This window comes from Williamsia sp. z71, from assembly GCF_059553375.1.
Genome location: NZ_JCANWX010000006.1, coordinates 199,810 through 213,147, shown reverse-complemented (window position 1 = coordinate 213,147; position 13,338 = coordinate 199,810). Strand labels below are relative to the sequence as shown.

Here is a 13,338-nt window from a genome sequence, read left to right as displayed (position 1 = left end):
CGTTCGCACCGCCGGGATCTCCGGCGGCACCGTGATTAGTTGGGGGCGATGCTGCGCGTCAGGCGCCGGTGCTCGCCGAAGACGGTGTGGTTCGGGCGCGAGCGAGTACGGCACGCGCCTGCTCCACGACCGCGTTGTCGATGAAACGACCATGTTTGTCGATGAACGCGGCAGTGCCTTCGGACTGCGCCTGTGCGGCAGCGTCCACGGTCTCCTGAGCCCGATCGATCTCGGCTGCCGCCGGAGTGAAGACCTCGTGCACGACGCCTATCTGCCGAGGGTGGATCACCGACCGTCCGAAAAACCCGGTATCGCGGCCGCATTCGCTGTCGGCCCGCAGTCCGTCGAGGTCCGAGACCTTGGTGTAGACACTCTGGATCGGTGACTCGAGCCCGGCCGCCCGGACCGAGGCGACCAGCCAACCACGCGCCCAGGTGAGCCCCGATGCAGGTACCCGCAGGTCGGCGGCAAGGTCGGCCTCGCCGGCGCTGATGCCGGTGACCAGGGGATGTGCCGCGGCGAGCGCGGCAACGCCGAGAAGACCACGCGCAGATTCGACCAAGAGCTGCATCCGGATACCGGTCTGATCTCCGATGGCCTGGATCAACTCGGGCGCTTCGGCTTTCGGTATCCGGATTCCGCCGCTGGAGCTACCGACCAGGCTTGTATTCGCCAGCGCGTCGATGTCGGCGCGATGCCACGGGCTCGCCGTGTCGTTCACGCGCACCCAGATCTGGGGTGCATCCGGTGCATCCGCCCATTGCTCGATCGTCGCCACAGCCGCAGAACGGGCCTGCGCCTTGGCATCCGGCGGAACCGCGTCTTCGAGATCGATGACGACGGCATCGGCACCGCTGGCGATCGCCTTGCCGATCCGTGTCCCGGAGTGGCCGGGAACGTACAACCAGGTCCTAGGCGTCATCTGCATGCGTTTCGTCCGTTCGATCATCGGTCGGCAGACCGCCTCGCCATCCGAGTGTTCGGGACACCTGGTCGGCAGCCGCGGTCACAATTGGCACATAGCCGAGAAGAACTTCGTTGGTCATCCGGTGGATCGGCCCGCAGACCGAGAGCGCTCCTACGGCCAGGCCATCGAGATCGAAAACCGGAGCAGCGATCGATGAGGCGCCCTCCTGCCGCTCACCGCTGGAGACGCACCAACCCTTTTCCCTGATCTCCTGCAGACTCGCCCGGAGGGCGTCCGGGTCGGTGATCGTTGCGGGGGTGAGGCGGTCGAGGGGCTCGGCCAGCACGGCGTCGTTCAGCGCCCGCGTCTGGAAAGCCAGGATTGCGCGTCCGGAACTTCCGGTGTGCAGCGGGAACCGACGTCCTAGTTCCACTGTCATCTTGATTTCGTTGCGGCTCTCGACCTGGTCGAGATAGATCCGGCCGCGGCCGGCCATCGCTGTCACAGTTGCCGTCTCGCCGGTTTGCTGTTGCAGGTCGGTGAGCAGCGGCCGGGCTACCTCTCGCAACGGAGACGAACGCAGAGCGGAGGCGCCCAGAGCCGCGGCCGCAGGCCCGAGTGCATACTCGCGGTCCGGACTCGTGATGACCAGCAGTCCACGGTCGACGAATGTGGTCAGGACGCGGTGGACCACTGCCTTCGACAGATTCAGTTCCCGGGCCACACGCGACACGCCGAGCGGTCCGTTGGTGAAGTGCAGGAGGATGTCTGCGGCCCGGGCGGCCGAGGTGGTGGTGTTGTTCACCGAGCCGGCCTTGCTCGCTGATTCGTCATTCGACTGGGTTGCCATCGACCACTCCTCGGTATTGCCGGTGCGGGGCCCACCCCGCTCGGGTATGGCCATTGTGAACATTCAAAGTCATTGCACTGGTGAGCATCGCAACGCGGCTGTCATCGCCGGACGCCGACGGGTGCGCCGAGAACCTTGCGGATGATTCGCCGGCGCTCGGTGGCAAGACGAGCAGAAAGGGCTTCGCCGGGTTCGTGGAGATCGACGGCTTCCACGGTGACGACATCCTTGTCTTCGAGGACCTGTTCGAGGGTCATCACGCGGTCCCGCAGAATCCACAGTTCCTGGGTCAGTGTCGTGACCATGCGCGCCAGTTCGTCATTGGTCGCGTTCTCCAAGTAGGAGGGACTGCTACTCATGTTCGTCTCGATTCGTTTTTGCAACAGCCGGTTCGGGGTCCGCCAGCAATGGATGGCAAGGGGGTCAGGCCTGAGGTTTGACGCCGCGCGCGACCCAGGGGTAGTTGCCGGGGCCGACACCGTATTCCTCGACATCGACGAAGCCGGCGTCCCGAAGCAAAGCGGTACGGTCCAGCAGCAGTGCGCCACGCCAGAACGGTTCGTTGCGGTTTTCGGTCTCCCAGTCGAGTACCACACACCGGAACAGCGAATCCTGCTCCGCGTACGGTGCCACATCGCCGATGATGACCTCGCCGCCGGGTCGGCAGACCCGGAAGGCCTCGGCCGCGATGGTACGAGCCGCCGGGACCGGGATCTCGTGAAGCAGGATGAACGCGGTCACCATGTCAAAGCTGTTGTCCGCGTAGGGCGTCGCCTCGCACGCCGCCTGGCGCAGATCCCATTCCCAGCCGTTGCGGGCTGCGATGAGTTTGGCGTGCTCCAGCTCGGTGCGTCCGAGGTCGACACCCGAGACCTTGGCGTCGGGCCAGGCCCGCTGCAGAGCCGAGGCGTATCGCCCGGTGCCGATGCCCAACTCCAGGATCGACTCGTAGGAACCGAGGCGGCCTTCTTGCGCGACGAGTAGGCGTTGATCGGCGAATGACTCACCGGGTTTGACCGCGCCGATGCCGCCGGTGGCGAAGAGCAGGTCGTAGACGTAGTCATGGATCATGAAGCCCATTCGTTCATGACCTTCCCATCCGCCGGGTGCGAGATGGAACTCGGTGTCCGACCAATACTTCGGTGCTTCGACCGCCGGGTCCAGAACCAGGGTTCCACCCTTGTCCGTGTTGGCCTCGTACTCGGCTTCGACTGCGAGGCTGCCGTCGTCGTAGGCTTCGCGTGCTGCCGCGAACTGCTGTTCTCCCGAGAATCGGGTGTAGAACCGGTCCCATGTGTAGTTCTGGGACTGCTCCAGAAGATTTGCGGCAAACCTGATCTGGGCTTGCAGGCCCTCGGGCAGTTGCGCACCCTCGGTCAGGGTGTCGAGGTCCTTGGACGCCGCCGCCTGCAGTTCCTTACCGCTCCACGCGGCCAGATCTGCGAGGAAGTTGAAATTGGCACGACCACGCTGCCGAAGCCCGGTTGTCAAAGGAGTTCCTCTCGCTGTGTGAGATCAGTTGTCGAATCAGAGTCGTGCCGAGATGGTCGACCGTGCCGAAGCCGCATGTTGACGTCCGTTCGTTAACGAGACTTGATTCTGTCCACTGATTCGAGCTGTTCCGTCCAGCGGACCTGCTGGTGCCAGGTAGGCGCTTGCATGAGGGATATTAAACACCATCGTGTGACAAAAAGGTGTCTAATTGTAACGAAGACGTTTCTTGACCACGTGTTTCTTCATACAGTGGACGAATCCGCTTAGGGCAACTAACGTTCCGGTTAACGAAACGATGGCGATTCAGATGGCCTCAGGGCTGAGTAATGATCGAACATGTTCCGGTGCCGCGGCCCCGCCGGCGACGACGGATCGTGAACTATCCTTCGCTCGCCCCTGCCGGGCCCTTCGCGATCAGCACATCGACGTCCGCCCGTCCCCACAACGCCGACCACTGACGACCACCACCAACCGATTCGAACGAAAGACCAGGAACTGTGAGGCATTCATGAGTGAGAACGGACCCGACCTTGTAGTGGCCGGTGCCGGTGGCGGCCTGATCGCGGCGCTGCGCGCAGCACAGGGCGGTCTCGACGTGCTGGTGGTGGAGGCGAGCGAGCATTTCCGGCGTGGCAACAACACATCCATGTCGACGGCGATGGTGCCCGGCGCCGGTTCGCGTTGGCAGGCAGCTGCCGGCATCGACGACTCGCCCGAGCGGTTCATCGAGGACATGGTCCGCAAGACCAAGGGTGCGGTCGACATGGCGCTGGCCCGCGCGCTCGCCGAGGTCAGTGCTCCTCTCGTGGAATGGATGGCCGATGACCTCGAGCTGCCACTCGATCTGGTCACCGACTTCCCGTACCCCGGGCACTCGGCACTGCGCTGCCACACCATCGAGGGTCGGCACGGCAGTGCCCTGATCGATCACCTGATCCGCCTGGTGGCGGCGCATCCCCGAATCGATCTGATGGTCCCGGCCAAGCTCAGCGACGTCACCCTGGACGACGCCGGTGCGGTGTGTTCGGTGACGATCACATCGCCCGATGGGGCTACCGAGGAGATCGAGACGACCGCCGTCCTGTTGGCCACCAACGGATTCGGTGCCAACAGTGCGATGGTCTCCGAATTGTTGCCCGAGATCGCTTCTGCCGTCTACCACGGCAGCGAGTATTCGACCGGCGATGCGCTGGACATCGGCCGGCGTCTCGGTGCCGACACGGCCTTTTTGGACGGCTACCAGGGTCATGCGGCGCTGTCCAAGAAGGCGACCACTCTGGTGGGCTGGGCGACGATCATGCACGGGGGAGTGGTCCTCAACGTCGAAGGCAAGCGATTCGGCGACGAGACCACCGGCTATTCCGAATATGCCGCGATCCTTGCCGCACAGCCTGCTTCGTCCGGCTGGATCGTCATCGACAAAGAGATCTACGAGCGGTGCCTGCTGTTCACCGATTTTCGGCAGACCGTCGACTCGGGTGCCGTGGTGTGGGCCGACTCGGCCCAGCAGCTGGCCGAAGCGACCGGACTGCCGCAGGCGCAGGTGGCCGACGAACTCGCCCGCGTTGCCGAGTACTCGAACGGTTCCGACGCCGACCCCTTCGGGCGGTCGAACTTCGGCCACACCCTCGAAGCCCCTTATGCCGCCGTGGAAATCGTTCCGGCCCTCTTCCACACCCAGGGCGGCCTGCGGGTCGATCGTCGGGCTCGGGTGCTTGCCGCCGAAGGCGCACCCATACCCGGACTCTATGCCTCGGGCGGTGCGGCCATGGGTATCTCGGGCCACGGTGCATCCGGATACCTGGCCGGAAACGGTCTTCTGCCCGCGTTGGGTCTGTCCTACCTGGCTGCGAACTCGGTCCTCGCCGCTCTTTGAAACCAGCCGAGAACGACTCTCGGCCGAATCACGATCCTCCCCAGTTGAAAGGAACCACCATGGCGAGTCCATCGCTGCTGATCAAGAATGCAAGGGTCGTTCAGACCGGACCGGAACATCCGGAAGAGGGCGAGTTCCTCGACATCCTGATCACCGACGGCAAGTTCTCCCGCATCGAGGCATCGATCCCCGTCGACCCCACTTATGAGGTCATCGATGCTGCCGGACGCATCGCGTTCCCCGGTGTCGTCGACGCGCACCAGCACTGGGGCATCTACAACCCGCTCGGCGAAGACGCCGAGATCGAGTCACGGGCATCTGTGCAGGGCGGTGTCACCACAGCGCTCTCGTACATGCGGACCGGGCAGTACTACCTCAACAAGGGTGGCGCTTACGGTGATGTGTTCCCCGAGGTGCTCGAGCAGACCGAGGGCAAGCCCTTCGTCGACTACGCCTACCACCTGGCGCCGATGTCGAAAGAGCACATCGCCGAGATCCCCTCGCTGATCGAGGATCACGGTGTCACCTCGTTCAAGATCTTTATGTTCTACGGAAGTCACGGACTGCATGGTCGCTCCACCGACCAGAGTGAGTTCCTGATGATCCCGAAGGACGAGCGGTACGACATCGCGCACTTCGAGTTCGTCATGCGCGGTATCCAGAAGGCGCGCGAGCAGTTGGCCGACAAGGCCGACCACGTCTCGCTGTCTCTGCACTGCGAGACCGCCGAGATCATGAGCGCCTACACCAAGTTGGTCGAAGAAGAGGGGACGTTGACCGGCCTCGCCGCGTACAGTGCCTCGCGCCCGCAGCACTCGGAGGGCCTGGCGGTCACCATCGCGTCGTTCCTCGCCGACGAGACGCAGATGCCCAACATCAACCTGCTTCACCTGAGTTCGGCCAAGGCGTTCGTCGCCGCGATGCGGATGGCAAAAGCATTCCCGCACGTGAACTTCCGGCGTGAGGTCACCATCGGACATCTCCTCGCCGATATCGACACCGCGTACGGCCTCGGTGGAAAGGTCAACCCGCCGCTGCGCCCCCGTGACGACGTCGAGGCGCTGTGGGAGCACGTCATCGCCGGCAACGTCGACTGGGTTGTCAGCGATCACGCCTGCTGCAAGGACGAGAAGAAGTTCGCCGAAGACCGGGGCGACATCTTCGCCGCGAAGTCCGGATTCGGTGGCGCCGAATACCTTCTGCCCGGACTGGTCAGCGAGGGCCGCAAGCGTGGCCTGAGCTGGCAGCGGATCGCCCGGCTCACCGCAACCAATCCGGCCGAGCGCTACGGACTCCCGGGCAAGGGCGCCATCGCGGTCGGCATGGACGCCGACCTGGCGCTCGTCGACCCCGACCACAACTGGACGGTCAGCCCGGAAGATTCGGAGTCCGCGCAGGAATACACCCCGTTCGAAGGATTTGAGCTGGCGGCCAAGGTCACCGACACCTTCGTCCGTGGACAGCGTGTGCTGACCGACGGCGCTGTGTCCGGGACGCCGGCCGGTCGCTACCTGCACCGTCCGTACAAATGAGTGATCCGGTGACCACCGATTCCACGGAGGTCAGCAGCGGGCCGGTTCCGACCGGCCCGCTGGCCGGCATTCGGGTTCTCGACGTGTCGACCATCCTGGCCGGACCGTTGGCTGCGCAGATTCTGGGTGACTTCGGGGCAGATGTGATCAAGATCGAGCATCCCACCCGCCCGGACGGGATGCGAGGTCATGGACTGGAAAAGGACGGTCAACCACTGTGGTGGAAGATGGTCTCGCGCAACAAGCGCACGCTGTCGCTGTATTTGGGCAGCGACGAAGGCGCAGCGATCTTCCGGCGCCTGGTCGCCGAGGCAGACGTGGTGATCGAGAACTTCCGGCCGGGAACGTTCGAGAAGTGGGGCCTGGGCTACGACGTGCTGTCCGAGGTCAATCCAGGGCTGATCATGCTGCGCGTGACCGGCTTCGGTCAGACCGGGCCGTACTCCACCCGGCCTGCGTTCGGCACGCTGGTCGAATCGATGAGCGGCTTCGCCCATCTCACCGGTGCCGCCGATGGACCGCCCACCCTGCCGGCTTTCGGCCTCGCGGACTCGATCGCCGGTATCGCCGGAACCTCGGCTGTGTCGATGGCGCTCTTTCATCGGGAACGCACAGGCAAGGGGCAGGTCATCGATCTGGACCTGCTCAGTCCGATCATGACCGCTGTCGGTCCGGGCATCATCTATGCGGACCAACTCGGCATCGACCAGAAGCGGAGCGGGAACCGATCGAGCAACAACGCTCCTCGGAACCTGTACCGCACCATGGACGATCACTGGCTCGCGATCTCCACCAGTGCGAACTCCATCGCCGAACGGGTGTTGCGGCTCGTCGGGCATCCCGAGGTCGTCGACGAACCGTGGTTCGCCACCGGCCGTCAGCGTGCAGCCCATGCAGATCTCCTCGACGGCTATGTCGGTTCCTGGATCGCCGAACGGACGCGCGACGAAGTGATTGATGCGTTCGAGTCCGCAGGGGCGGCAGTGGCACCGGTGTACAAGCCGAGTGACCTGCTCAAGGATCCACAGGTCCAGCACATCGGCATGACAACAACGGTCCACGATGCCGATCTGGGTCCCATGCGGATGCAGAACGTGATGTGGCGGATGAGTGAGACACCGGGAAACATTCGGCACACCGGACGCCCACACGGCTCCGATACCGATGTGATCCTGAGCGAAATCGGTTGTGATCCAGCTGATATCGCGGAGTTCCGCGAACGCGGGACGGTGTGACCCGCGGTCAACATTTGATCGCAGGTTGAATGCATCGGTGGCCGGACCGACATCCGGCCACCGATGCGCCGGTCCGTTGTCATCGTCCGAAGTCTTGGTGGCAAACTCACTCGTCGAGTGAACGCAGTACGCTCACCAGCGTGAGTCAGGCCACCGAACCGTCATTGTCACCCCGCGTCAGAACTCAGCGTTGCCTCATGCAGGCCGCCGCGCGTATTCCCGAAGCCGTGTTGCGGGTGGCGGGCCGCCGAAGCCGCGTGAATGCGGACGGTGACCGGCTGGCTGTCGAGATGGCCGTGACGGGTTTTGTCGCGGCGCATCTGAAGTCGTTTGACATCGCCGGAAAGTCGGTCGCCCAGGCGCGTGCGGACCTACGGGACAACGCTGTTGCCATGGCCGAGAAACTCCCGGCGATGGCCGTCGAAGAGGATCTGTTGGTTCAGGGCCCCGGCGGCCTGCTCCCGATCACCCGGTACCGGGCCCAGGTGGGCTCGACGGGCATTGTGGTCTTCTTCCACGGTGGTGGATGGGTGATCGGCGATCGGGTCAGTCACGACAATCTGGTGCGCAGGCTGGCCGTTGCATCGGGTGCCGACGTTCTGTCCGTGGACTATCGGCTTGCTCCCGAGCATCCTTTTCCGGCCGCCGTCGACGATGCGGTCGCCGCGTGGCGGTACGCAGTGTCCTCCGCCCCGCACTGGGGGGTTTCCACGTCACGGATTGCGGTCGCCGGGGACAGTGCCGGCGGTAATCTGAGTGCTGTTGTGGCACAACAGGTACGGGGCGAGGCAGTGACCCCTTGCCTGCAATTGTTGATCTACCCGGGGACGGACGCTTCAACCCGGCGGGACTCGCGCCGGGAGTTCGCGACCGGGATGTATCTGACCGACGAGCGCATCGACTGGTTCCTCGACCACTACGTGCCCGACCATGCCACGCGCAGCGACCCTCGAGTGTCCCCTCTGCTGGCACAAGATCTTTCGGGTCTCCCGCCGGCTCATGTTGTCGTTGCCGGATTCGATCCACTTCGGGACGAGGGGATTGCCTACGCGAAGCGACTCACTGCAGCGGGCGTTCCTGTCACGTTGGATCGTGCGGGGAGTCTGATTCACGGATTCGCGAACATGACCTTGATCAGCGCCGACGCCCGTGCGGCAGTCGACCGGATGGGCGCAGCACTGGCCGTCGCGCTTCGCTGAGAAGTGGTGGAATTCTTCGGGTTGTGATGATCTCTTTCACGAAAATCGCGTTGTGGCGTTGCAATACAAGCGATCCCGGAATCAGGCAGTTCAGACAAGTCATGTTTCAAACTTCTGTAACGGAATTGTGATTGAACCGTTATGCGCTGGGCGAACGTCGGTTGCATTGACGGGTCACCACAATTCGGAATGTCGTGAATCATGTTGTGTCGCATATGTGAATATTGCACACGGACGTGGGTGACGCCCGATAAGCAGGCATGTTCGCATTTCAAGGCGATATTCCGAAACGCCGGATCCAATTTGATCAAACGGAAGTCCGCGGGAGCACATTGCCACTAGCGTGGGTGACGTAATACTGCATGAACACCCGATCTACGGGGGACCTATGGAACTGACGTCCGCCGCTTCACAGCAACTGCGAGGTGACTCGTCCCTCCTGCGCGTGCGTGACCTTTTCGGCGAAGTCCACGACCAGATCGCGCATCTGGATGTACCGGATACGCACACAGACGAACTCATCGAGGCACTGGCTTCTGCAGCAGCCGTGGTGGTCGGCAGTGCCGGGCTCTACGACGAGTCGCAGTCGAGATTGGGATGGATCGAGGCGATCAGCGACGTTCGTGCCGAGTTGCTCTCGGGCGCCGATATCGACGGGGTCGTAGAGATGGCAGCCCGCAGGGCAATGGATCTCACGAGCGGCGATGTCGTATTCGTCCTGCGGCCGCGAGATCCGGAGCAACCGCGCGAGTCGGTCCGCGAACTCGCCGTGACCGTTGCCGACGGTGAGCGCGTTTCGCAATCGGTCGGATGCGCCGTCCCGGTCGCAGGAACGACCGTCGGCGTGGCCTTTTCCGAACAGACGCCGGTCTTGTGCGAGACATTGGACGATCAGCTCACGGGCCTCACCGCGGGGTCGGCAGGGCCGGCGGTGGTCGTTCCCTTCAGTGGCGGGGCCACGATCAGTGGCGTATTGGTCGTCGCGCGTCGCACCGGAAAGCGACCGTTCGGCGATGACGTGCTGAAGCTGGTCACGGACTTCGCAGACCAGACGGCATCGGACCTGGCGATGGCGGCGGCCATACGGCGAAGCCACGAACTACAGGTGTTGGCAGATCGGGACCGAATCGCGCGCGACCTGCACGACCACGTCATCCAGCGGGTTTTCGCCGCGGGAATGAATCTGCAGGGCACCCTGCAGCGGTCACAGTCCCCAGATGTGCGGCGGCGGCTCACCGGCACGATCGACGATCTGCAGGACGTGGTCCAAGAGATACGCACGACCATCTTCGATCTGCAGGATGAGGGGACCCCATCCACGCAGCTGCGTCAGCGAATACACGAGGTCATCGACAACCAGGCGGGGGACACCAGCGTCAGGACCTACCTGCGATTGAGTGGTCCGTTGTCCGTGGTGGGACCGGACATGGGCGACCATGTCGTTGCGGTGGTCAGGGAAGCGGTCAGCAACGGTGTTCGTCACGCCGCAGCAGAAACGATCACCGTGACGATTTCCGTCGGCAACGACCTCACGGTCGAGGTCGTCGACGACGGAATCGGCATGCCGGCCACCGTGAGTCCCAGCGGGCTGGGCAATCTGCGATCCCGGGCGCGTGAACTCGGCGGGGACCTGACGCTGGGCGGCCCGGCTTCGGGGACCGGTCTGGTGTTGTCGTGGCGCGTCCCGATGTGACTGTGTGCCTTCTCAGATGGCCGAGCGGCTCACTTGGTCTCGACGGTGATCTGCTTGCCCTGTGACTTGGATTCCGACAGCGGAACCGTGACGGTGAGAATGCCCTTGTCGTAGTCGGCCTTGACCTTGTCCTCTTCGAAACCGTTGGGCAGCGGCATCGAGCGGATGAATGACCCGTAGGTGAACTCGGATCGGGTGTCGGACTTCTCCTCGACGGTGCGCTCTGCCTTGAGGGTCAGCATGCCGTCCCGGACTGTGACCTCGACGTCCTTTTTCGGGTCGATACCCGGCAATTCGGCACGCACAACGTACTTGTCGTCGCTCAACTCGTCTTCGATCCGGATCAGATTCGAACTCGGCCGCATGGAGCCGAGTGCGGGGAACCCGGCGAAGAAATCTGACACGTCCGGGAGCAGTGACTGGATCGGATGGCGGGTCGCAGGCTTGTTCATCGGAGGGCCTCTCGGTTGGTAACGGTCTACCTATTGCACCCGACTTCGACACGTCGGCGGGAGGGCAGAAAGACCCTGCTGTGGCGGCCGAACGAAAGGGCCGACAACCTCAGTGGCCCGGGTTCTTCGGATGTCCCTCGAGCTTGGCGGCATACACCGCCGCCTGCGTGCGGCGCTCCATTCCGAGCTTCGCCAGCAGCCGGGAGACGTAGTTCTTCACAGTCTTTTCCGAGAGGTGCATCCGGCCGGCGATCTGGCGATTCGTCAGACTTTCGCCGAGCAGGGCGAGAAGTGTCTGTTCCTGCTCTGTGAGCGCGTCGAGGGGACCGGCCGCCCCTTGCGTGCGGAGTTGATCCATGAGCGCTGCGGCCGCGGTGTTGTCCAGCAGCGACTTACCTGCCCCAACGTCTTTGATCGCTTTGGCCAGGTCCATTCCGGCGATGTTCTTGACGACATACCCGCTGGCTCCGGCGAGGATGGCATCGAGCATGGCCTGGTCCTCGGTGAATGACGTCAGCATCAGACACCGGAGGGAGTCGAGTTTCGTGCGTAACTCCCGGCACAGTTCGATGCCGCTGCCATCAGGCAACCGAACGTCGAGAACAGCCACATCGGGTTTCAATGCCGGTATCCGGGCAAGGGCCTGAGCGTAGGTGCCGGCTTCCCCGATGACGGTGAGTTCAGGGTCGGACCCGATGATCTCGACGAGCCCTCGGCGAACCACCTCGTGGTCATCGACCAAGAACACCGAGGTCACAGATCCACTTCCCATATGTCGTGCTCCTCGGATGGTGATGGCGGACCCAGCTGCCACTGCATCGATTGTAGGCGTCGGCGCCTGCTCCACCGACCGCGTTGAGCACCCGGGTCAGGGTCGTGCGATGAGCACCGGACACGAGGCGGTGTTCAGCAGCACACGGCTGGTCGACCCGAGAACCCGGGCGATGAAGTTGCTCCGCCCTCGTGAACCGATGACCAGCAGGGCGGCGTCAGCCGATGCATCCTGGAGTGCGCCGACGGGGTCGCTGGCGGGTACCAATGGTGACACCTCGACGTCTGGATACTTCTCGCGGTATCCGGCAAGCGCTTCGGCGAGAAGCGCCTCTTCGGCGGTGTGGGCGTCATCCCAGGACAGGCCCGAGTGTTCGGCCTTGAACAGCGGGTGAAGTTTCGTGACGTTCCAGGCGTGAACGGCCACGAGTCGAACGTTGCGCAAGGCTGCTTCCTCATAGGCCTGACGCACCGCCAGCTCGCCGGATCTCGATCCGTCCACGCCGACGACCACTGCGTCGGGCGTCGTGTCCCGCGCCGGCCCGGGATGGTCGCGAACCACCACCACGGGGCACGCCGCGTGGGAGGTCAGCGCATCGGCGACCCGCCCGAGAACGCCGGGGACCCGGGGGGTTTGCCCTTCAGCGCCGACGACCAGCAGTTCCGCGCTCTCTGACATGCGCTGCAGGCCCAGCCGCGGTTCGATCAGAAGACGTCTCGTGTCGATGACGATGTCGGTCCCCGCGTCGGCGACCTCGGACGCCGCCAGCGCCTTCGCCTCGGTGAGGTCTTTGTCTGCACGGTCGTTGAGGAGATCGAAGTATGCGTCGGGTACCGGATAGTCGCTGAGGGTGATCAGGTCGTCATCGACACAGCAGAGAAGCAGTAGTCGGGTCGATCTGATCACGGCTTCGCGAGCTCCCCATCGCACTGCGCCGTAAGACGCCGCCGAGCCGTCGACACCGACCACAATCGGTTTGTTCTCCATGTTCGCTCCTGACATCGAGCACGGCCCATACCGTAACCACGGTCCCACCTTTCGGTCCGATTCGATAGGGCCGCAGGGCACCACATGCCATGCCGAAGGGCACCTGGGGCCCACGCGGGTCAGTTCGGTGTGCAACCAACCGGAACGATGTCCGAATTGGTCGGGCACTCTCCACGAGTGGATTTCAGAGTCCGGCAGGGTTGATCCCACCGCGAGGATCGTGCCGCCGGCACGCCGGGGTAGGGGTGCTCGATCGATAAACGGCAGTGCGGCACAAGGGATTCGGCTGCCAACAGCGGACGCTCTGTGTGCCGCAGGTCTGCGGCCAACACCCAGAGGGG

Annotated in this window: 12 protein-coding genes; 5 read left to right on the top strand and 7 right to left on the bottom strand. The window is 63.8% G+C overall.

From position 1 onward, the window contains the following. Positions 1 to 58 precede the first annotated feature (58 nt). The 4 genes from AC51GR_RS16170 to AC51GR_RS16155 form a co-directional block, all read right to left on the bottom strand. Positions 59 to 928, bottom strand: coding sequence for an HpcH/HpaI aldolase/citrate lyase family protein (locus tag AC51GR_RS16170; RefSeq protein WP_496325648.1), 870 nt, complete (start codon positions 926 to 928; stop codon positions 59 to 61). Then, positions 912 to 1,757: an IclR family transcriptional regulator gene (locus tag AC51GR_RS16165; protein WP_496325647.1), complete on the bottom strand. Its 846-nt coding sequence runs from the start codon at positions 1,755 to 1,757 to the stop codon at positions 912 to 914. Before AC51GR_RS16165 ends, AC51GR_RS16170 begins: the two co-directional genes overlap by 17 nt. Positions 1,758 to 1,858: 101 nt before the next feature. Continuing rightward, positions 1,859 to 2,116: a hypothetical protein gene (locus AC51GR_RS16160; protein WP_496325646.1), complete on the bottom strand. Its 258-nt coding sequence runs from the start codon at positions 2,114 to 2,116 to the stop codon at positions 1,859 to 1,861. 64 nt (positions 2,117 to 2,180) lie between these two features. After that, positions 2,181 to 3,248, bottom strand: a complete 1,068-nt coding sequence (locus tag AC51GR_RS16155; protein WP_496325645.1) for a class I SAM-dependent methyltransferase — start codon at positions 3,246 to 3,248, stop codon at positions 2,181 to 2,183. 511 nt (positions 3,249 to 3,759) lie between these two features. Here AC51GR_RS16155 and AC51GR_RS16150 point away from each other — a divergent pair. The 5 genes from AC51GR_RS16150 (at position 3,760) to AC51GR_RS16130 (ending at position 10,786) form a co-directional block, all read left to right on the top strand. Next, on the top strand, positions 3,760 to 5,127 hold the full coding sequence (locus tag AC51GR_RS16150; protein WP_496325644.1) for an FAD-dependent oxidoreductase: 1,368 nt from the start codon (positions 3,760 to 3,762) through the stop codon (positions 5,125 to 5,127). Between the two features lie 59 nt (positions 5,128 to 5,186). Beyond that, positions 5,187 to 6,659, top strand: coding sequence for a dihydroorotase (locus AC51GR_RS16145; protein ID WP_496325643.1), 1,473 nt, complete (start codon positions 5,187 to 5,189; stop codon positions 6,657 to 6,659). After that, entirely contained in the window at positions 6,656 to 7,894 is a 1,239-nt protein-coding gene (locus tag AC51GR_RS16140) for a CaiB/BaiF CoA transferase family protein (protein ID WP_496325642.1), read from the top strand. The genes AC51GR_RS16145 and AC51GR_RS16140 overlap by 4 nt, the downstream gene beginning before the upstream one ends. Positions 7,895 to 8,034: 140 nt before the next feature. Beyond that, positions 8,035 to 9,093, top strand: coding sequence for an alpha/beta hydrolase (locus tag AC51GR_RS16135; protein ID WP_496325641.1), 1,059 nt, complete (start codon positions 8,035 to 8,037; stop codon positions 9,091 to 9,093). Between the two features lie 388 nt (positions 9,094 to 9,481). Further along, the gene (locus AC51GR_RS16130) at positions 9,482 to 10,786 is read left to right on the top strand and encodes a GAF domain-containing sensor histidine kinase (protein WP_496325640.1); all 1,305 of its coding nucleotides are present in this window, start codon (positions 9,482 to 9,484) and stop codon (positions 10,784 to 10,786) included. A 29-nt stretch (positions 10,787 to 10,815) separates the two neighbouring features. Here the strand turns inward: AC51GR_RS16130 and AC51GR_RS16125 are convergent, their stop codons facing one another. The 3 genes from AC51GR_RS16125 to AC51GR_RS16115 all read right to left on the bottom strand — a co-directional run bounded on the left by AC51GR_RS16125 (position 10,816) and on the right by AC51GR_RS16115 (position 12,997). Then, positions 10,816 to 11,238, bottom strand: a complete 423-nt coding sequence (locus AC51GR_RS16125; protein WP_496325639.1) for an Hsp20/alpha crystallin family protein — start codon at positions 11,236 to 11,238, stop codon at positions 10,816 to 10,818. A 109-nt stretch (positions 11,239 to 11,347) separates the two neighbouring features. After that, positions 11,348 to 12,010: a response regulator gene (locus tag AC51GR_RS16120; protein ID WP_496325638.1), complete on the bottom strand. Its 663-nt coding sequence runs from the start codon at positions 12,008 to 12,010 to the stop codon at positions 11,348 to 11,350. Positions 12,011 to 12,106: 96 nt separating this feature from the next. Continuing rightward, positions 12,107 to 12,997 carry a universal stress protein gene (locus tag AC51GR_RS16115; RefSeq protein WP_496325637.1) on the bottom strand — a complete coding sequence of 297 codons (891 nt, stop codon included), beginning with the start codon at positions 12,995 to 12,997 and terminating at the stop codon, positions 12,107 to 12,109. Between the last annotated feature and the right edge of the window lie 341 nt (positions 12,998 to 13,338).

Excerpts from the sequence above, each read along its gene's own strand:
- AC51GR_RS16170 (WP_496325648.1), bottom strand. The coding sequence starts at position 928 with ATGCAGATGACGCCTAGGACCTGGTTGTACGTTCCCGGCCACTCCGGG.
- AC51GR_RS16165 (WP_496325647.1), bottom strand. The coding sequence starts at position 1,757 with ATGGCAACCCAGTCGAATGACGAATCAGCGAGCAAGGCCGGCTCGGTG.
- AC51GR_RS16160 (WP_496325646.1), bottom strand. The coding sequence starts at position 2,116 with ATGAGTAGCAGTCCCTCCTACTTGGAGAACGCGACCAATGACGAACTG.
- AC51GR_RS16150 (WP_496325644.1), top strand. The coding sequence starts at position 3,760 with ATGAGTGAGAACGGACCCGACCTTGTAGTGGCCGGTGCCGGTGGCGGC.
- AC51GR_RS16145 (WP_496325643.1), top strand. The coding sequence starts at position 5,187 with ATGGCGAGTCCATCGCTGCTGATCAAGAATGCAAGGGTCGTTCAGACC.
- AC51GR_RS16140 (WP_496325642.1), top strand. The coding sequence starts at position 6,656 with ATGAGTGATCCGGTGACCACCGATTCCACGGAGGTCAGCAGCGGGCCG.
- AC51GR_RS16130 (WP_496325640.1), top strand. The coding sequence starts at position 9,482 with ATGGAACTGACGTCCGCCGCTTCACAGCAACTGCGAGGTGACTCGTCC.
- AC51GR_RS16125 (WP_496325639.1), bottom strand. The coding sequence starts at position 11,238 with ATGAACAAGCCTGCGACCCGCCATCCGATCCAGTCACTGCTCCCGGAC.
- AC51GR_RS16120 (WP_496325638.1), bottom strand. The coding sequence starts at position 12,010 with ATGGGAAGTGGATCTGTGACCTCGGTGTTCTTGGTCGATGACCACGAG.
- AC51GR_RS16115 (WP_496325637.1), bottom strand. The coding sequence starts at position 12,997 with ATGGAGAACAAACCGATTGTGGTCGGTGTCGACGGCTCGGCGGCGTCT.